This is a genomic window from Anaerobacillus sp. 63XJN7_4_ISO-PGPR-S23-413 (genome assembly GCF_056173725.1).
Genome location: NZ_CM149688.1, coordinates 2,089,198 through 2,109,158, shown reverse-complemented (window position 1 = coordinate 2,109,158; position 19,961 = coordinate 2,089,198). Strand labels below are relative to the sequence as shown.

Sequence of the window (19,961 nt, the reverse complement as noted above, 5' to 3'; positions counted from 1 at the left end):
ACATCGCTTCCTTTTATCCGTTCCTTTTTCAATTCCCTAACTATATCACGCTAACGAAAAACTCTCTATATATGTGCTACGTTCTATGATGAGAATGAACATAGTCTAGAAAAACTTCAAGTACTTTTGTTTGAAAGGGAGAGCGCATCAAAATTGAAAACGTCCTTGAATAGGTGAAATTCGGTATTTCCAGAATTTGTAGTGTACCAAGTTCTAACTCTTTCCGTATTGTCCACTTCGATAAGATACTTATACCAATTCCAGCTTCGACAGATTCTTTAATTAACTGCGTACTCCCAAAGGCTAGTTTTTGAGTAGGCTCTATATTGAGCTGCTTCCACATCTTCTCTGTAGCTTCTCTCGTCCCAGACCCTTCCTCCCTCACAACCCACATCTCTTGTTCAAGTGTCTTTCCACTGTTCACTTGATGATGTGTTGGTGATGCTACGATAACCATTTCATCCTCAGTGAAGCTATCCACTTGCATGTCCCTAGCAGGATAGTCACCTTCTATGATGCCAACATCAAGTTGGTGTGAGTAGACAAGATCACCAATTTCTCTTGAATTCCCAATCGTTATAGATGGTGTAATTAATGGGTATTTTTCTCTAATAGCTGCAATCACATGTGGAAGGACATATTCACCGTATGTATAACTTGCACCAATTGTAATTTTCCCACTCGCTCGGTTTGTTAGGTCATCCAAAAGATACGTCATCTTTGAATAAAGATTTAAGAATTCTTTCGCATGGTGGTAGACAATTTCTCCTGCCTTGTTCATTTCCACAGATCGGTTGTTTCTTTCTAACAGTTTAGTACCAAGCGCCTCTTCCAGGCTTTTGATATATTGACTAACCGCAGGTTGAGTCATGTGTAACTCCTCTGCCGCTCGAGAGAAATTGCGTTTTTCTACGACTGTAACGAAAACGTGTAACTGCTGATCCACGTCATCACCCCTTACTATAAGTTAATACTTATAGTACATATTCTATTTAATTATTTCACTTATAGCAATAGCTGAAGTAGACTAAAGAAAGAGAAACGGGGGGGACATGATGATTAATACTTTAAGACAACAACAAACTATACCTGAGAACATACGATTTTTCCTCGGCATAGCATTTACCTTTTTTATTGCACTATTAGGTTATTTCCTTGCTATGGTGCCAGGCTTTAGTCTTACAGGACAACTCGCATCAGCCATTCTGATCGCAATCGTTTATCGGCAAGTAGCCGGGTATCCCGAATGGTTAAGAAGAGGAATCACTTTTTCATCTAAAAAAATACTTAGGTTCGCCATCATTTTATATGGAATTAAACTAAATGTAAGCCTGATTCTTCAAGATGGATTACCCATATTATTATTAGGCGCGCTTATCATCGTATTTTCTATCTTATCGTCTGTTTGGCTTTCTAAAGTGATGAAAGCTAATACATCCATAACCTTTTTACTTGGTGCTGGTACAGGGATTTGTGGAGCTGCAGCCATTGCAGCCATTGCGCCGATCGTGGAATCTAAAGAAGAGGATACGGCAATTGGAGTGGGGATTATCGCTCTATTTGGAACGGTATTTTCAATCGGATATACGATTCTTCGCCCATTCCTTCCATTAACTGAAAGTCAATATGGAGTATGGTCAGGTATTTCACTACATGAAGTTGCTCACGTTGCATTAGCAGCAGCGCCAGGAGGAGAAACAGCTCTTGCAATGGGGCTCCTTGCAAAGCTAGGAAGAGTCTTTCTCCTCGTGCCAGTTTGTTTTCTTTTCATGTACCTAATGAAACGCAAAAACGCGGGCACAAAACAAAAAGTTGCTTTTCCATGGTTTTTAATCGGGTTTATCTTAATGAGTCTCGCAGGAACTTATCTCCTAGGACCCATTATTCCCTTTTCTGAATCTGCAACAAATGTAGTAACCGAAATAACAACGTGGTGTTTGACGGCTGCTATGGTAGGCCTAGGATTGAGTGTTAGTCTGAAGGATTTGAAAGATAAAGCACTAAAGCCAATGGCCATTATTACAATTGTATCAGTTGCTCTTTCCATTTTTACATTCTTCATCGTAAAATGGTTTTACTAGGCTTCATTTGAATGGTCATCCTCTGTGGATGACCATTTTTTACGAAGGTAATCCACGTAACGAAATACAGTTCTCACAATAAGCGCATGAAGAAGTATTCCTACAATTGTAAGTAAAATAATCACAAATTTACCTACAAAAGAAGTTGGTTCTACTGAAAATCGTCCAACAAAAATGATCGAACCTAATGACCAAACCGCTGCATCTTGAAAAGAATCCACGACAGGTTCATAGAAATAGAATGGAAATGTTGAGACGATAACAAATACAAAACTAGTTAAAAACCACGTTTGAGGAGACATACCCATCGCTTTACCTAGAATGGGATTACTAAATCGCTTGGCGATTGTTTTAATTCGCCATAGTCTATAAAGTCTCGCAAGCTTAGCTCCTTGAAAGATTGAATCTAGCGGAATTAGAGCTATTAAATCAAATGGATGCTTTTTTATATATTCCCATCGATCTTCAGATAAATAAAGAAAGACCGTATAATCAATAAAAAAGACGATCCAAGTGCCGATGAGGATCGCCTGTTGAAAGGGAGATTCATACCAAATCGTTGAAACGGATAAAATCACACATACAAATAAAAGATATTGATACAAACGCTTCAACATTTAATCCCCCTTCCCTTGCTACTCTTTCTTTATGAATATCTAACTTTGAAGTCGTCATAAACAGCTTTGATCGCTGATAGATTGGCTTGAAGTTATGACTGAATGGCTATTTTAAATTGCCTCCGTATTAGTAATGTCTACTACTATTATACCAGTCATGTAGATGACCGGCTTCACGATTCGACAATTCAATCTGTTAAATTTCTTTTTTCGATTTTCAACCCTTCAACTCTACCAACCACTAATGCCCCATTACATAAAGGTAGAAGATAATACGATCATCAGTTCATCCTCTATCTTTTCCATTTCTTCTTCATCTAGAAACTTATTAATAATAATTGAAAAAATGAGCGAATTATTCGTTTTAACATATCCAGATAAAGAAGTAACACCAATTAGAGAGCCAGTTTTAGCAAAAACAACGCCTTCTGCTGATGTAGCCCTTAGACGCTCTCGCAAAGTCCCTCCCACTAGCCGATCAGGGATTCCCGCTACAGGAAGTGAGTTCATAAATGATGAGAACCAGGGTTTGCTTTGAAGTTTGAATAAAAGCAAAGATAGCTGATTCGGCTGTATCAAGTTCATTTGTGAAATACCAGAACCATCTCTTAAACACATGTTATCAGGATCTAATCCTTCTTCTCTTAAAAATGTTCTCACAACTTCGAGACCAGCTGAAAAACTTCCTTCTCCCCTAACTTTCCTGCCCATTTCTTTTATAAGAACTTCTGCATGCCCATTATTACTTAGTTTCATAAATGGCAGTAGCAATTCAGAAAGAGGCATGGATTGTTTAGTTAAAAGCGTTTTGATTTCAGTTGACTTATTTTTTAAGGCTTCCTCACTTATGTAAATACCAAGTCCTTTTAAGGAATCTTTAAACAGATGTAGGGCGTAACTATCTGGGCTCCATAACGCAATCCACTTTTTTTCTGGTGGAGCATCCTTCGAAATGGTACCGCTGATTGTAAGCGTATTGGTACCATGCTGACGAATGATATGTAATTCCCCTTCCCCGTGAGAGGGTGAAGTCGTAAGAGCGTTATTCACTAATTGTATATCGTTCGCCGTGGGAGAAATAACTACTTTAGGTGAATCGCCTTCTTCTCCTGGTGAAACCTCAACAATAATGGTTCCTGCGTCATAATCAATATTCGGAGAGATAGTGAGGGCAGAGATTTGAGCACCGTAATACTCATGTTCATCACTCCAAACCATATCTTCTGATAGGTACTGCTCGTCATACCAGGAATAATCACCTATAACATCACCTTGAATACGTTCAATCCCAAGAGCTTTCAATTCTAAAGCAATTTGATCTAAATCTTCCTGTAAAACCGTTGGGTCTCCTTTCCCCTTTAGATAAAGGTTCCCCATTAAACGACCATCCTGTATTTCTCCATCTGTTTGTACCTCAGTGCTGAATCGATAGTCAGCACCAAGTTTCTCTAGAGCTGCCGCCGCTGTAATGAGCTTCATATTTGAAGCGGGCGTCATTCTTAAATCTCCAAAATGGTCGTAGAGAAGCTCTCCACTATGATTACTACGGATGCTTATCCCAGCAATCGCGCCATAAAGACGCTCATCATTTACTATGCTATGTAGAGATTGAGACAATGTCTTTCCGTTATTTATTTTACCACTTCTTTTTTTGCGATATCGACGTCCTAAAAACAAACTAGAAATTAAGGCTCCACAAGCTAGTTTTTTCTTTATACCGATCTTCTACACAACCTTTCCAATTAAAATAGAGCCGAAGCGATGAACATTTCGCACGGCTCTGATCTATGAGACTTCTTTTGTAAGAATATAATGGATAAGCATCATTTGTTTTCTTTCAACTCCTGCTGTTTGTGATTATTGATTACGTAAGATCCGTCTTCTTTAGGATTTTGTTCATCTTTAAGATCAATACCCCATGGATGCGTTAACAGCAAGCTTCCACTTAACGAAAAGGTTTGACGTTCCCTCACCATACTCCCCTCCTTTCGCTTATTAATGATCTATTTCGCTATTCGAATGACTTTTTCCTTCTTTTCTGTCTAATTTAAAACTAATGACCTAGAATGCTGTATTATTTGAAGGCATTGAGGAAGAAATAGGGCTATAAAGGGTCTATTTTACTGCTTTTTATCGAAAGTTAGAACGATTTGAATTTGAGCTCGCGCCACCTGAACAATTCAGTGAGTTTAAAAAAGAACCCTCCATTAGGAAGATTCGTCGAATTTTGAAAAGGCATTGCTAGCAAGCATCGAAATCACTGCATCATCCATAGGAGGATTATGCAATCCTGCTCTTACATCCCGATAATAGCGCTGCATAGGATTATCTTTAAATAATGCTCTTGCACCTACAACTCTCATGGCCATATCGACTACATTTGCTGCACTATTGGTTGCGACGTGTTTTACAGCCGCTAACTCAGGGCCCATTTCATTCCTCTTATCGGGTTCTGAAACCCACCGTAACGCAACAGAGTACATCATTTCTCTAGCTCTCATTAACTCCAATTCCATTTCCCCTATTTTCCGTTGAACTTCAGGGACTTCTTTAATAGGACCCGGCAGACTATTTGGTGAATAATGTGATGCGAAAGCAACTGCTTCATTACGAGCAGCAATCGCGACACCAAGATAGCAGGCTGGTATGTGTAAGAGCCAGGCTTTTGGCAGTTCACTTTTGGCAGTATTAGGTCCCTCAATAAGGGCATCTTGCGGTAATTCAACATTTTCTAGGACAAGATCATCACTTCTCGTACCTCTCATCGACATCGTGTCCCATTTTTCTTCAATCGTAACACCAGAAGCTGTCATATCTACAAGGAAGAAGCCTTTTTCTCCTGTCTCTCCAATTTGGGATGAGACAAGTGCATATTGAAGACCTGGCGCCATTGAAGTAAATGATTTACGACCGCTTATAATCCATTTATTCTCTTTAAGTACAGCTTTCGTTTGAGGCATCCCACCACGGGTCGGACTACCAGTTGCAGGTTCAGAAGCCGCCCGGTTAAACAAAGCATTTTCTTCAACGATGAGATGCGAAAGTCTTTCAAATACTTGATCTGTCCAAATTTGTTCTTCTCTCATTTCAAGGATGATTCCAAGATGCCATCCGATTGAAAGTGCTGTAGCAGCATCACCTGTTGCAAGTCGTTCTTGAAGCATCACGTACTCATACAAATTGATGCCCTTACCTCCAAATTTTTCTTGTACAGTTAACGAAAGATATCCAGATTCTTTCAGCTCCTCAAAATTCTCAAAAGGAAAGCGCCCCTCTTGATCAATTTGGTCTGCCCTTGTTGCAAATGAATTCGCAAGATTACTTCCCAATTCAAACAACTGCTTTTGTCGATCGTTTTTAATAAAAGAGTTATAAAGATGATTCATAAACAAACGCCAGCCTTTCCGATTAATCTGTACTTACTATCGTACACTAGAAGAGGAATTAATCTCCAGTAAATCGATCGGAAAAGCGCATTTTTCTATTTTCGATACAAAGGATAGGTGACAGTAGTCGGTACTTCGATCACGATAAGCCTTGTTTTTGCTTCTGCTTGAATGTTCATTTCTTCTAACTCGCTTGCTTCAATAACAAAAAATTCCTTTCCTTCATAAGAAGTCTCGTTTATCCGTCCTCTTCCTTCTAAAACTAAGATGCTTACTGAACGTCCTTTTCCAATGTGTTGTTTATAAATGAATGGATTGCTTATATGGATATCCCACATATGAACGTCTGTTTCGAGAGCAACAGGAGAGTCGTCACCAAGTATTTCCTTAACACGTACTCCATCGTGAACGTCTATCTGGAACTCTTCATGCTCAAATTGTTGGTAGGTAGGTTTCCGGCGAAGAGCTTCTCTCAAATGAGGTTCAAACCAAATTTGGAACCCTTGCATATCGGGTCCAACAAACCCCTCCTCATGGGATACACCAGAACCTGTCTGCATCACTTGTAAACCACCAGGACCTACGATACTTCTCGTACCTAGTGAATCTCCATGCTCCGCCTTCCCACTGATCACATAAGTAATAATTTCAAAACCTTGATGAGGATGAAGCGGGATGTATCCTTCATGCTCAGACTTCGCCCATGCCCAATAAAATAAAGGACCTACTCGTTTCACTTCAGAGCCTTCACCTGGAAAACCAATTGGTTTCTGTTCTGTGATTTTTCCACCGTCAAATTGGCCTACACCTTGTTGCTCTTCGTTATACCGCTGAATCAACATATAGATCACCACCCTGTGTTTATCTCGAATTCGAGATAATTTTATCTTGAATCCAAATTATTGTCAACTCGTATTGTCTACTTTAAACAAGATGTCTTTGTAAGAAAACTCTGGTGTAATGATTAATGTCATTTCTTTAGCATTTCGGTCGATTGCATAAATTAAGACGATTCGAAAAGAACCTCCTCCCTTTATCCAATATTTGTTCCAGCCATCTTGATCAATAATGACAAATTCCTCTGGTTTTATGTAAGAACTGTCTACTTTTAGTTTCGAGTAATATGGCTTAAAATCAATTGCAGCATCATCGAAGTTTTTTGCGTAAATTTCAAATCCAATATATTCTTTTTCTTTTTCTAATTCAGGTAAATCTTCTTGTCCTGGAATTTGATCAACTTCATTTACTTCTAGTCTAAACATTTCCTTCCCATCCATATCTTTTTCAACATAAGGCTCACCTATTTTGTATCCGTTTCCATTCGAGGGTTTTTCTATCTTCTGAATTAAAGCAGACTCTGTTGTTTCTGCCTCTGGGTAATAGTTACGAATCATTGTAAACCAAACCCCTGTAAAAAAACCTACAATTAATAAGATAATCGTTGCTCCGATAATCCATTTCCCCACTCTTTACTCCCCCTTTTAATTGTAGACGAGGCCAAAAAGAAATGGTTGCATACAAAAAGCCGGCACTTTGGCCGGCTTTATTTTAGAAATCAAAGTTATCAGGATCAGGTCCCATTCGTTCATTTTGATTTAGCTCATCAAGAGCTCTAATATTATCTGTTGTTAATTCGAAGTCGAAAACATCAAAATTTTGTTTAATGCGTTCTGGATTCGAAGATTTAGGAATCGTTACGACCTCATGTTCAAGATCCCAACGAATAATCACCTGAGCAGTTGATTTGCCATGCTGCTCAGCAATATCTTTAACCACCTCATGATCCAACAATTTCCCTTGAGCAAGTGGTGACCATGCTTCCATTTGAATGGCATGTTGCTTACAATAGTCTCGAAGCTCTTGTTGATTTAATAGTGGGTGAAATTCAACTTGGTTAACCATTGGCTTAATTTCTGCATCCTTCATTAGATTTTCAAGGTGATTCGGATGGAAATTACTAACGCCAATAGCGCGAATACGACCGTCTTTATAAAGCTTCTCCATAGCTCTCCACGTTTCTTTATACTTTCCTTCTACCGGCCAATGAATTAAGTAAAGATCTATCGTCTCAATACCAAGTTTTGAAATAGTTTCTTCAAAGGCTTTTATTGTCGATTCATAACCCTGATCATCATTCCATACTTTTGAAGTAATAAAGAGTTCTTCACGCGGGATGCCGTTCTGTTTAATCGCAGCACCAACGCCTTCCTCATTTTTATAAGCTGCTGCTGTGTCGATCGCTTTATACCCAGCGTCAATAGCAGCATTAACCGCGTTTTTCACTTCTTCATTGTTTTCCATTTTCCATACACCTAAGCCAAGTGTTGGCATTTTAATACCGTTGTGTAATGTAGTTGTTGTCCATTGTTTAGCCATTTAAAATCTCCTCCAATTTACTTTGTATCACAATCGAACTGTTCCCCATTTTTTTCAATCTTACACATTTTTATGTAAATGGATATGCGTGCTTAAACGAAATAAGCGAAATAAAAAAAACCATCCAAAAGGATGGCTATATTTTCGTAGGTTTTTGCTTCAATCTAGACTTCTTGTTAAATTGAGCAGTAGGAGACGTTTGAACTTTTTCCTTCTCTGCTTTAGCGTCCTGTTCGAACGCCTGCATGCCTTTTCCAAATAAAAGACTCATTGTTTTCCCTCCTTGTGTAAAGCGTTAGTTCACCATTTCCGATTTTAATTGAGCTAAAACTATAATTTACAAATTTACTCAATAAAATTTTTTATCGCTGCTCTAGAACGTTTGCAGTCTCGTTACAATGAGTCTGAACAGTCATCAACTCATCTAGAGACTGCTGAATACGATCACGATTTTGCCCTTTTTCAACTGTCGAAAGAGCATCCTCTAAATATTTACTCGCTTCTTTTAGAGCCCTACAGCTATCTTGAACATAACCTCGTGCATTTTTCTCCATATGGCACTCCTCCTTTCCATTAGTTTCTATCAAAAGGTTATTTTCATACAAAAAACCAGCCAATTAGGCTGGTTTTCATCTTATAGTTCAAATTGTTGGAAAATATTACCTTCCAAAACTGGATATATTTCTTTCTCAGCTAGTTGATTAATAATGATTTTATTTCGATTTACAGCAAGTCCGAGATTCGTTGAGCCCACGCCATGAGTATGCTGCATGCCACTATGAACATAAATGTGAGAAGAAGCTTCACATGTTAAGTTAAGGCGATAATCTTTTGAGACATGGTATCGCCCGTTCTCATCCCAATCAATAATCTCTTCTAAATCTTGAAGGCACTTAGGAATCAACGGGCGATAACCTGTACCAGCAATAATAACTTCACTATCCAAAAGGAAATTTTCTCCTTTTTGCCATTGTCGACACACTACTTCATACCCTGTTCCATCTTCTTTTTCTCTAACTCCATTGATTTCAGTTAATGGCATTAGCATCACATCCATATCTTTACCTCCCACGGACTGTTCATATAGAAGGTTATAAATATCGGTAATGGTATGAGGACTAATGCCTTTATACAATAACTGCTGTCCTTTAAAGATATCATCTTTTTGCTCCTGAGGTAGATCATAGAAATAATCAACATATTCAGGAGAAAAGTGCTCTAAACTTAATCTCGTTTCTTCCATTGGGAAAAATCCTTGAGACCTTGTTACCCAATTAAGGGAATACCCGTACTCTTGTCTTTCTTTTAACAACTCACGGAAAATCTCTGCAGAGCTTTGCCCGGACCCAATAACCGTGATTTTCTTAGCCTGTTTACACCGCTCTGTGTGATCTAGAAATGTGGAAGAATGAAAAACGTCTTCTTCAGGTAAATCCTGCAACGCCTTAGGTAATGACGGAATAGTCCCTACTCCAAGGATAATATTTTTAGCTACATATGTTTCTGTTTCACCAGTGGTAAGCTTTTCAACCGTAATTTCATAACGCTCGACTGGTTTACCTATTGGAACTACAGCTAATACTTTAGAGCCGAATTGACAGCTTTCCAATTGATTGGCTGCCCACTGACAATAATGATTGTACTCATTACGTGGCATTTCAAGACGCTGTAGAAAATAAAAATGATACAAACGATTATGATGTTTTAAATAATTTAAATAACTATACGGATTAGTTGGATCAGCCATTGTGACAAGATCCGCCATAAAAGGTACTTGGAGCCGCGTCCCTTCAATCAACATTCCCGGATGCCAATTAAATTGTTCTTTCTGCTCAAAGAAAAGTGTATCCATTTCTTTAATTGGATCCATCAAAGCAGCTAACCCTAAATTAAATGGTCCAATCCCAACACCAATTAAATCGTATACTTTCTGTTTCATCCAATCCTATCCTTTCTCTTCTTGCATCTATTATCTCCTTTTATTATACCAGAAATGCTATTATCTGTTTTTTCTAAAAAGCGAGAGATTAATGAGCAATTTGAACATACCATTCAAAACTAAAAAAACAGCCTAATTAGGCTGTTTTTAAGAAGAATGTTGAGAACGACGATATTGATACTGCTTCCATTGAAAGCGAACAAAGCAACCGATACAAAAACCAAGAATAGCAATTAGTGAAGCAAGTGCCACCATAGTGGCAGACGTGATCGCTAACCAGTTCACGTTAAGGTAATAGGCGATTAATGAAACAGACAACAACGTCACAGCTATTTTTTGATTGAATTGCTGTTGATCTTTATCTTCAGGAATATATTGATTAACAGGCCTCTTTAAGAAAAGTTTACCCGCCTTCATAACTGGATTAAAGTTCATAAGTAGCCCCATTATTCCAACAATGAGAGGAATAATAAGAAATAACCAGTGATTAAAAAAGACAAATGACGTAGCAAATATAAAAATAAACGATTGATTTAGTCTCACTAGAGGTCTAGGTATAGATGAAGGCAATTTAATACCAACCTTTCTTATAGGAATATATTTATATTAAAGGATACTGCTTTTTAAGACTTTTGTATAGTCTAATGCTCATAAGAAAAAACCACCGACAAGTGGTTTTTAAAGTTAGCATCAAATATCAATGCCCCATATTTACGTTCAAGACTCTTTTAGTATGGTTTGTCTTGATAAAAATAGTTAGGAGTTACAATTTTATTTTTATATGGTTTGTGAAAAATATGCGTTGTAGCAGGTGATACAGGTGGAATGAGCCAAGTCCAATTACCCGTTACTTCTCGTTCTGCTTTCGCTTCATTTTGTTCAAATTTGTGAAATTGTTTTGCAGCAGTATGATGATCAACGATACTAATGCCATTCTTTTGATAGGAATACAAAACAGCACGATTTAACTCAACTAAAGCGCGATCTTTCCAAAGCGTCGCATTCGAAAGAGTATCGAGATTTAAGATTTTAGCGACTTCTGGTAGAAGGTTATATCGATTCTTATCTGCAAGGTTCCTAGCACCGATTTCTGTGCCCATGTACCAGCCATTAAATGGGGCTGCATTGTAATGGATCCCTCCGATTTCTAATCGCATATCTGATATGATAGGCACACCATACCACTTAACATTTAAAGGAGAAAAATCATATTCCGGATGCTTAATTTGTACCTGGATAACTTCATTAGCAGGGATCTCGACGACGTTTGGACTTCCAGCATCTATACAAAAAACAAGCGGTAAAACGTCGTGTTGCGTCCCTTCACCTCTCCAACCCAGTTCCATTACTTTCTTAGTAAATGATATTGAATCAGGATCACCAATGATGCCATTCTCGGTTTCATAGCCTGCGTAACGTATGAGTTGGTGATTCCAAATTTGCACTTTACCAGGTGCGAAAATGGTGATGGAAGGTTTAATTTTACCTCCATTAGACGCCATTCGAATATGATTTATTAATGCTTCAGATACTTCTTCTACAGTACAAGCCGATCGAGCATCTAAAACAGTCATCGTATTCCAGAAAAGGCGACCGATACACTTATTGCTATTTCTCCAAGCCATTTTTGCACCTTGAACTAACTCTTCATATGTATGAGTATAGGATCCTGTATCGGTAATTTCTCTTTTTATTTCAGTTTTTCGTTTTATTAATTCGGCTGGATCTTTGTTTAATTCATAATAAGCTTGATCGACAAAGTCATAAGCACTATCTAATAATTGTTCTTTTTCCATTGTCTCAACCTCCAATAGCCTGAGACGGTTGTAACACCTGATCTTAAGCTGAATATCGTTCTATTAATCCTATGAAAAGACGTCATTTTGCACAGAAATATTATATCACACCCCTTCTATATAGGACGAATGGTACATATCAAACGATCGGTTTTAAGAAGCGATGTTTCTTTATATTGTTAATACCTCATTGTTTTGTTCATCCAAGTGAAGCCGTTCATTATGATAGCTTTTAGGAAAGAACACGTACTTGTTTACAGAAAGGGAAATATCATGTAGGATGTACGAATCAATTCATACTAAATACATCGGAATGAGGTGCATTATATATGGCTATGGAACAGCCGATTCATCGTTCAAAAACAAATTTACAATTACCGTTTTTAAAAGCGCCACAAAAACCTGTGTTAACAGGTGGCTTTATCGTTATTGGTTTACTAGCACTAATTCTGTGGCTGGATCAAGGCATTCAACAATTTGTGCTATTTGGTTTAGGCCTATTACTTGGGTACTGCCTCTTACATGCAAGATTTGGATTCACTTCCGCCTTTAGACAACTTCTTAGTGTAGGCAACGGGACAGCTATTCAATCACATATGCTTATGTTAGCTGTGGCTAGTACGTTGTTTGCGCCAATACTCGCAAATGGTTTTGGTTTATTTGATACAAATCCAACAGGATATGTTTTTCCAGTGGGAACTAGTGTTGTAGTAGGATCTTTTCTATTTGGTATAGGCATGCAACTCGGTGGAGGATGTGCTTCTGGGACACTCTATACAGTTGGATGGGGAAAGTCTGAAATGCTGCTAACGTTATTTGGTTTCATTGTTGGATCTGTCATTGGTGCCTGGCACTTTGATTTCTGGGTAAATCAGATGCCATCCTTTGAGGCAATCTCGTTAGCAGAAGACACAGGCTTAGGATATTTTGGTGCTTGGATTGCCCAACTATTCTTATTTGCTATCATATTCATTGTTGTAAGAAGCATTGCAAAGAAACGAAAGCCCCCTAAGATGAAACCTTTGCCGACATCAACTGGATGGAAACGGATCTTCCGCGGCTCATGGCCGATTTGGACAGCTGCCATTGCGCTCGGTATCCTAAATGCATTAACACTTATCTCGCGTGGAAATCCTTGGGGTATTACGTCAGCTTTTGCTCTATGGGGATCTAAGATTGCGCTGTTTCTTGGCATAGATGTTACGCAATGGGGTTATTGGTCTGGAGGAAAAGCTGCTGCTCTTGAACAATCAATCCTTACAGATTCAACTAGCGTTATGAACTTCGGTGTCATTTTAGGTGCTTTTGTAGCAGCAGGTGCTGGGGGCGCATTCGTTATGAGAAGAGTTCCATTGAAGTTAGCTGCTGCTTCTATTATAGGCGGTTTATTAATGGGCTACGGTGCTCGTCTCGCCTACGGCTGTAACATAGGGGCATACTTTGGCGGGATTGCATCCTTTAGCCTTCACGGCTGGGTATGGATGATTGTAGCTCTCGCAGGTTCATATGTTGCGCTTTATTTAAGACCACTATTCGGTTTGAAAAATCCTAAAAAAGATGATCAATTTTGCTAACGTAACTGGGCACTGGATAATATCCAGTGCCCTTCATAATGGTGAAAAATCATTGCGTATAATAAAAAGACCAGGTCATTAACGATCTGGTCTAAACGATATGGAATACTAGATTTCCTCAAAATACTCTTTATAAAATCCGCCAACTTTTCCACTATTATCAACTACAAATAAAAACTCTTCTGTTTCATTCTTAACTTCATATGTTTTACCTTCTGTTAATACGCGATTGACCATATACTTCTTTGCATCTGTATGTACACACTTCACATTTTTAATAGTAGGTGCTTCTTTCCATGAATGATGAATCATCTTGTTTCACTTCCTTTCAACTTTCTTTTTATTTTACATGACAGAACCAATAAGATAAAGGAAGATCATCTATTCCTTTTCAAACAAGTTAATCGTGGAATCACCAACTAACTTCATGTGAAAAGAACCTGAATCAGAAAGATTCAGGTTCTTCAATACATTACCCTTCTAGAAGTAGCTGTTCTGGATCTTCAAGAAGGTCTTTAATTTTAGCAAGGAAGCTAACCGCTTCTCCTCCATCAACAATACGGTGATCGTATGAGAGGGCGATGTACATCATCGGACGGTTTTCCATTCTTTCCTGATCAATTGCCATAGGACGCCATTGAATTTTGTGCATTCCTAGAATACCAACTTGAGGAGCGTTCAAAATCGGTGTCGAAAGCATTGATCCGAAAATCCCACCATTAGTAATAGTGAATGAACCACCCTGAAGTTCATCAAGCTTTAATTTATTATCACGAGCTTTTTTTGCAAGGTTACCAATTTCCTGTTCGATTCCAGCAAAAGATAGCTTATCTGCATCACGAACGACAGGAACGACAAGTCCTTCTTCTGCTCCAACTGCAATACCGATATCATAAAACTTCTTCAAGACAATATCAGTATCTTGAATTTCTGCATTTAGACGTGGATATTTCTTCAGTGCGCCAACAACCGCTTTCGTGAAAAATGACATAAATCCGAGCTTTACATCATTATCTTCTAGAAACTTGTCTTTGCGACGCTTACGAAGTTCCATAATTGCTGTCATGTCAACTTCATTAAACGTTGTTAACATAGCAGCCGTGTGCTGTACTTCAACAAGACGCTTAGCAATCGTTTGACGACGACGTGACATCTTCACACGCTCTACTGGCTTGCCTTCATTTGCATCAGGAGATTTCTTTTCTTGTTTCGGAGTCTCCTGTTTCTTTTCTTGCTTAGGTGCTTCTTTCTGGTTCGCTTTATCTGCATGTGCCTTCACATCGTCTGGACGAACACGACCTAATGGATCGCGTGTTTCAACATTGTTTAAATCAACACCTAGTTCACGGGCAAGCTTACGCGCAGAAGGTGAAGCAACAGTGCGACCATTCTCGGATTTTTCTTCACTTGATTCAGTTGTATGTGCTTTAGATTCTTGCTCTGACTTCGCATCCTCAGGTGTTTCTTTTTCTTCCTGTTTTGCTTCCGCATTTTCAGTGGATTTCTCTTCTTTTGTTTCAGAAGAACTATTTTCTCCACTTCCGCTGCCAAGATAAGCAATAATTTCGCCTACTTCAACATTATCTCCTGGCTCTTTAAGAAGTTCTTCAATCACGCCATCATTTTCTGCGCTCACTTCAATGTTTACTTTATCTGTTTCAAGCTCAACAAGGTTGTCACCTTTTTCAACTTTGTCGCCTACTTTGATTAACCATTGAGAAATGGTACCTTCTGTAATGGATTCTGCTAGTTCTGGTACTTTAACTTCAATCACGACGATTACCTCCTTGATGGGAAACAGTTTTGGATGGTTCTAATACTTCTTGAATAATTCTTTCCTGGTCTTTCTTATGCACGTTAGGCTCTCCACCTGCAGGACTTGAACGATCAGGACGTCCTACATAGGTAACGGAAACTCCATCAGGTGCTGAATCGTGAATTCGAGATGCGATATAATTCCATGCTCCCATATTCTTTGGTTCTTCTTGTAACCAAATGATTTCTTTCACATTTGAATACCGTTCAAAAATCTTCTTCACTTCATCCTCAGGGAATGGATATAATTGCTCCACTCTTAAAACATGTAGCCAGTCATACTTTTCATCAGATGACTCAATTTCAGCTGCAAGATCAACAGCTACTTTCCCAGTACATAAAACAATACGTTCGACTTTCGTTTTCTTCTCACCAAGACCCGCTTGTTCAACAACGCTTAGGAACTGACCTTGACTAAATTCGAAACCAGGTGATGATGTACGTTGATTACGAAGTAGGCTCTTAGGAGTCATAATAACGAGCGGACGAACTTCTTGTTTCTCTAGTATCGCAGCTTGTCTTCGCAATATGTGGAAGTATTGTGCCGCACTAGTAAGGTTCGCAACTGTCCAGTTGTTTTCTGCAGCTAAAGTAAGGAAGCGTTCAACTCTACCACTTGAATGCTCAGGACCTTGACCTTCATAACCATGAGGAAGTAGAAGAACCATTCCTGATTTTTGTCCCCACTTAGCTCTTCCAGCAGAAACAAATTGGTCAAATATAACTTGAGCAGCATTAGCAAAGTCACCATATTGTGCTTCCCAAATAACGAGTGTTTCTGGAGCAAAAACATTATATCCATATTCGAATCCAACAACTGACGCTTCAGATAGTGGACTATTATGAATCGCAAAGGAAGACTCTGCCTGCGGTATTTCGTGTAGCGGACAGAACGTCTCTCCAGTTTCTTTATCATGAAGAACGAGATGACGTTGCGCGAATGTACCACGCTGTGAGTCCTGACCTGTAATACGAATTGGAGTTCCATCACCTAGAATAGAAGCAAATGCTAGCGTTTCACCAAGGGCCCAATCCACTTTTCCGCCCTCTTCCAACATATCAAGTCTTCTTTTTAAAATCCGCTCAAGCTTTGGATATACATTAAAGCCATCAGGACGAATTAGAAGCTTCTCATTAATATCTTTCAATGTTTCAAGTTGAACAGATGTATCAATAGTTGGTATTCCTTTAACGATTTCTTTAGGCGGCTGCAGTTCTTTTACATCTGTATCAGCTTCGCCACCCTTAGCCACCTTATCGTATTGCTCTTGTAGCTGTGCAAGAATTTCCTCATCATATTTCTCGCCATCACCACTTTCGATGACTTTCTGCTCAGTAAGATACTTCGCATAGCTCGCTCGAACAGTAGGGTGGTTTTTAATCTTTTCATATAAATGCGGCTGCGTTACAGCCGGATCATCCATTTCATTATGGCCAAATCGACGATAGCCGATGAGGTCAATTAGAAAGTCTTTATTAAACTTCATGCGGTATTCGTATGCTAGGTGCATAGCAGCGAGACACGCCTCTGGATCATCCGCATTAACGTGAACAATTGGAATTTCGTAGCCTTTAGCAAGATCACTTGCGTACTTTGTAGAGCGAGAATCCGTGCTTTCAGTCGTAAATCCAAGCTGATTGTTAGCTATGATATGAATCGTTCCACCAGTATGATAGCCTTTCAGCTGACTTAAGTTAAGCGTCTCAGCAACCACTCCCTCACCTGGGAAGGCCGCATCGCCATGAATTAAGATAGCAAACGATTTACGGAAGTCCTGCTTTGGCTCACCTTTTTCTTCACGTGTTTCTTGAGCAGCTCGAGCATAACCTTCTACAACAGGATCGACGAATTCAAGATGACTCGGGTTGTTTGCTAGTGTTACCGTTGCTTTAGCAGTATCAGACTCTTCAAATTTCCGGTCTGCCCCCATGTGATATTTAACGTCACCAGTCCAACCGTAGTTAATTCCCATTGAACCTTCTGAAGGAACGAGTTCCTTATTTGGTGCATGGTGAAATTCAGAGAATATTTTCTCGTAAGGCTTGTTTAATACGTGTGTTAGAACGTTCAAACGACCTCGGTGCGCCATACCAATCATAACGTTCTTTGCACCATCACTTGTCCCGCACTTAATAACATCGTCAAGCATCGGCACCATGGCATCAACGCCTTCGATTGAAAAGCGCTTTTGACCAACAAATGTTTTATGAAGGAATTTCTCGAATCCTTCTACTTCCGTTAATCTGCGTAGAAGCTCCTTACGATCATCATTCGTAAGTGTACGACTTACAGAGTCGTTTTCTACCATTTCATCTAGCCATTTACGCTCATCGTCTGAATGAACATGAGTGAACTCATAAGACATAGATTTTGTATAAAGATCTTGCAATTTTTGAATCGCTTGCAATCCATTGTTTACTTCATCAGGAGCATTTTCCCAAATCACTTGTGCAGGAATCGCTTTCAGGTCTTCATCAGAGAGACCGTATTTCTGTGGTGTCATGAAATCCTGATCAGATTTTTCATTAGAAAGCGGGTTGATCGCCGCAGCTAAATGACCGTATGTACGAATATTGTCGGCTAATTTAACAGCAGAAATAACCTTTTTGAGATTAGCTGGCTGACCTGAAGTTTCAACTACTTCTTGTGAAGAAGGTGGGGGTCCCCACTGGTCAAATTTTTGACGCATGTCTGGATCAACAGATTCAGGATCCTCTTGATATTTTTCATATAATTCAATGGCATAGCCAAGGTTTGGTCCATAAAATTCTTGCCATGGGTGTTCCACTCTGGACTGTTTGGTATTCAAAGCATGCTACCTCCCTGCTGGGTTTAAACTCGATTAGTGCAATGGTCTAATTGCACACCACTTTAAGCATGGTTTCTTACTTGTTCTTTACACTCATTTCGCGATTTGAAACCTTCAATTTAAAAAAACGCTTACATTGATATTTTAGCATAATTTTAGACTGCTCACAAAACTTTCAAGCAAATTCTCGAAAAAAATTTCAACGAACAATGATAAAAGCTAAAAAATTTTTCGAATATTAACACAGTGCAATACTAAATTACCACAAAGTGTTACCATAGTGAATAGCTAATATCGATTTTCTACCAATGAATATTTACAGCGGTTTATTTCTTTAGTGTCATACGAGCGAAATGCGGTCCATTTTATTTCATTCATCCTATAGGATTCGTTAAAAATTAGTTGTATGTGGAAAAGCGAAGTACTACTTACCTAAACGAATATCAGCTATAACTAAACAAAGCCGACCTTTATAGGTCGGCTTTGTTTATGTTGAATTAAGGTGTTAAGATTAGTTTTCCTTTCGTTTGACGCCCGTGAAGCATACGATGAACGTCAGCTGCTTCTTCTAAATTAAATACACCACCAATTGTTAATTTCAATTCTCCACTTTGCATATAATGTAGCAATTCTTCGAGACTCTTTTGATAAAGGACTGGTTTGCGCATCATTTGTGGCAGGAAAAAACCAACCACTGATTGATTTTTCTCCATTAGAGAGGATGGATAGAAGCGGCTTTGTTCTCCGCTCGCCACGCCATAAATAACGAGTCGTCCAAATGGAGCAAGACACTTCAACGATTTTCTAAAAACGTCTCCGCCTGCCATTTCCAGAATAACGTCCACTCCATTACCATCTGTTGCATCTAAAACTTCTTGCTCCCATCCTTCTTTCGTATAATCCACAGTGAGATCTGCACCCATATCAGCAGCAAGGTTTCTTTTTTCTTCACTACTCGCTGTTCCAATAACCGTTTTAGCTCCACATAGTCTTGCGAGTTGAACGGCTATCGTTCCAACGCCACCTGCAGCCGCATGAATTAAGACAGTTTCCCCATTTTCAAATCGTCCCATTGTTTTGAGTGTATGGTAAGCACTCAAGCCCTGTAGCGGTAACGCAACAGCATATTGAGGTTCAACACCTTCAGGAATGGCAATCAACCCTCTTTCATCAGCTAGCGTAAATTCTGCATAACCCGTCGCATTTTTCGTGCCTAGTAACGTCACAACAGATGATCCTGGTTTTACGGAAGTCACCTTCTCTCCAACAGCTTTCACTATACCTGCTACTTCGGAGCCTGGAACGTAAGGAAGCGGAGTTTCAACAACATATTGCCCTTCTCTTCTCGCTGTATCAGCGTAATTTACTCCAATAGCTTGAATTTCAATTAATACTTCATGACCTTTTGGTTCCGGAACATCCATGTCAATGAGTTGTAAAACTTCGGGTCCACCAAATTCCTTCAGTTGGATCGCTTTCATTATAATTCCTCCCTTTAAACTAACCAGTCAGTATGTAACACTTTCACTATAATACAAGATATTCAAATATTCAATCTTTTTTAATT

General features: G+C 39.0%; 19 protein-coding genes. 2 read left to right on the top strand and 17 right to left on the bottom strand.

Annotated features, from left to right (window positions below; translation table 11 throughout):
• Positions 1–76: 76 nt before the first annotated feature.
• A complete protein-coding gene (locus AC0VYO_RS11320; protein ID WP_475367428.1) occupies positions 77–946 on the bottom strand; it encodes a LysR substrate-binding domain-containing protein in 870 nt (289 codons plus the stop codon).
• Positions 947–1,052: 106 nt separating this feature from the next.
• Between AC0VYO_RS11320 and AC0VYO_RS11315 the strand changes: the two genes are divergently transcribed.
• Complete coding sequence (locus tag AC0VYO_RS11315; protein ID WP_475369015.1) at positions 1,053–2,081, top strand: YeiH family protein; 1,029 nt, start codon at positions 1,053–1,055, stop codon at positions 2,079–2,081.
• Here AC0VYO_RS11315 and AC0VYO_RS11310 read toward each other — a convergent pair.
• The 12 genes from AC0VYO_RS11310 to AC0VYO_RS11255 form a co-directional block, all read right to left on the bottom strand.
• Positions 2,078–2,698 carry a hypothetical protein gene (locus tag AC0VYO_RS11310; RefSeq protein ID WP_430246475.1) on the bottom strand — a complete coding sequence of 207 codons (621 nt, stop codon included), beginning with the start codon at positions 2,696–2,698 and terminating at the stop codon, positions 2,078–2,080. The genes AC0VYO_RS11315 and AC0VYO_RS11310 overlap by 4 nt on opposite strands.
• 252 nt (positions 2,699–2,950) lie before the next feature.
• Complete coding sequence (dacB, locus tag AC0VYO_RS11305; RefSeq protein ID WP_475369014.1) at positions 2,951–4,315, bottom strand: D-alanyl-D-alanine carboxypeptidase/D-alanyl-D-alanine endopeptidase; 1,365 nt, start codon at positions 4,313–4,315, stop codon at positions 2,951–2,953.
• A gap of 206 nt (positions 4,316–4,521) precedes the next feature.
• Complete coding sequence (locus AC0VYO_RS11300) at positions 4,522–4,671, bottom strand: hypothetical protein (protein WP_475369013.1); 150 nt, start codon at positions 4,669–4,671, stop codon at positions 4,522–4,524.
• Positions 4,672–4,905: 234 nt separating this feature from the next.
• The gene (locus tag AC0VYO_RS11295) at positions 4,906–6,084 is read right to left on the bottom strand and encodes an acyl-CoA dehydrogenase family protein (protein ID WP_475369012.1); all 1,179 of its coding nucleotides are present in this window, start codon (positions 6,082–6,084) and stop codon (positions 4,906–4,908) included.
• 95 nt (positions 6,085–6,179) lie between these two features.
• Complete coding sequence (locus AC0VYO_RS11290) at positions 6,180–6,926, bottom strand: pirin family protein (protein ID WP_475369011.1); 747 nt, start codon at positions 6,924–6,926, stop codon at positions 6,180–6,182.
• 63 nt (positions 6,927–6,989) lie between these two features.
• Positions 6,990–7,550 (bottom strand): hypothetical protein, encoded by a 561-nt coding sequence (locus AC0VYO_RS11285; protein WP_475367422.1) that lies wholly within the window; start codon positions 7,548–7,550, stop codon positions 6,990–6,992.
• 82 nt (positions 7,551–7,632) lie between these two features.
• Positions 7,633–8,460, bottom strand: a complete 828-nt coding sequence (locus tag AC0VYO_RS11280) for an aldo/keto reductase (RefSeq protein WP_475369010.1) — start codon at positions 8,458–8,460, stop codon at positions 7,633–7,635.
• A 136-nt stretch (positions 8,461–8,596) separates the two neighbouring features.
• Positions 8,597–8,731 carry a hypothetical protein gene (locus AC0VYO_RS11275; protein ID WP_255622435.1) on the bottom strand — a complete coding sequence of 45 codons (135 nt, stop codon included), beginning with the start codon at positions 8,729–8,731 and terminating at the stop codon, positions 8,597–8,599.
• 91 nt (positions 8,732–8,822) lie between these two features.
• On the bottom strand, positions 8,823–9,014 hold the full coding sequence (locus AC0VYO_RS11270) for a hypothetical protein (protein ID WP_430246461.1): 192 nt from the start codon (positions 9,012–9,014) through the stop codon (positions 8,823–8,825).
• An 80-nt stretch (positions 9,015–9,094) separates the two neighbouring features.
• Positions 9,095–10,399, bottom strand: a complete 1,305-nt coding sequence (locus AC0VYO_RS11265) for a lysine N(6)-hydroxylase/L-ornithine N(5)-oxygenase family protein (RefSeq protein ID WP_475369009.1) — start codon at positions 10,397–10,399, stop codon at positions 9,095–9,097.
• 147 nt (positions 10,400–10,546) lie between these two features.
• Positions 10,547–10,969, bottom strand: a complete 423-nt coding sequence (locus AC0VYO_RS11260; protein ID WP_475369008.1) for a DUF4395 domain-containing protein — start codon at positions 10,967–10,969, stop codon at positions 10,547–10,549.
• A gap of 158 nt (positions 10,970–11,127) precedes the next feature.
• Positions 11,128–12,195 (bottom strand): nitric oxide synthase oxygenase, encoded by a 1,068-nt coding sequence (locus AC0VYO_RS11255; protein WP_475367417.1) that lies wholly within the window; start codon positions 12,193–12,195, stop codon positions 11,128–11,130.
• Between the two features lie 335 nt (positions 12,196–12,530).
• Between AC0VYO_RS11255 and AC0VYO_RS11250 the strand changes: the two genes are divergently transcribed.
• Positions 12,531–13,769: a YeeE/YedE family protein gene (locus AC0VYO_RS11250; protein ID WP_475369056.1), complete on the top strand. Its 1,239-nt coding sequence runs from the start codon at positions 12,531–12,533 to the stop codon at positions 13,767–13,769.
• A gap of 108 nt (positions 13,770–13,877) precedes the next feature.
• On the opposite strand, the gene AC0VYO_RS11245 is transcribed toward AC0VYO_RS11250, so the two are convergent.
• The 4 genes from AC0VYO_RS11245 to AC0VYO_RS11230 all read right to left on the bottom strand — a co-directional run bounded on the left by AC0VYO_RS11245 (position 13,878) and on the right by AC0VYO_RS11230 (position 19,875).
• A complete protein-coding gene (locus AC0VYO_RS11245) occupies positions 13,878–14,081 on the bottom strand; it encodes a DUF6501 family protein (protein ID WP_194221665.1) in 204 nt (67 codons plus the stop codon).
• A gap of 160 nt (positions 14,082–14,241) precedes the next feature.
• The gene (gene odhB, locus AC0VYO_RS11240) at positions 14,242–15,543 is read right to left on the bottom strand and encodes a 2-oxoglutarate dehydrogenase complex dihydrolipoyllysine-residue succinyltransferase (protein ID WP_475369007.1); all 1,302 of its coding nucleotides are present in this window, start codon (positions 15,541–15,543) and stop codon (positions 14,242–14,244) included.
• Positions 15,536–18,394 (bottom strand): 2-oxoglutarate dehydrogenase E1 component, encoded by a 2,859-nt coding sequence (locus tag AC0VYO_RS11235; RefSeq protein ID WP_475367415.1) that lies wholly within the window; start codon positions 18,392–18,394, stop codon positions 15,536–15,538. Before AC0VYO_RS11235 ends, odhB begins: the two co-directional genes overlap by 8 nt.
• Before the next feature lie 497 nt (positions 18,395–18,891).
• Positions 18,892–19,875, bottom strand: coding sequence for a quinone oxidoreductase family protein (locus tag AC0VYO_RS11230; protein WP_475369006.1), 984 nt, complete (start codon positions 19,873–19,875; stop codon positions 18,892–18,894).
• Between the last annotated feature and the right edge of the window lie 86 nt (positions 19,876–19,961).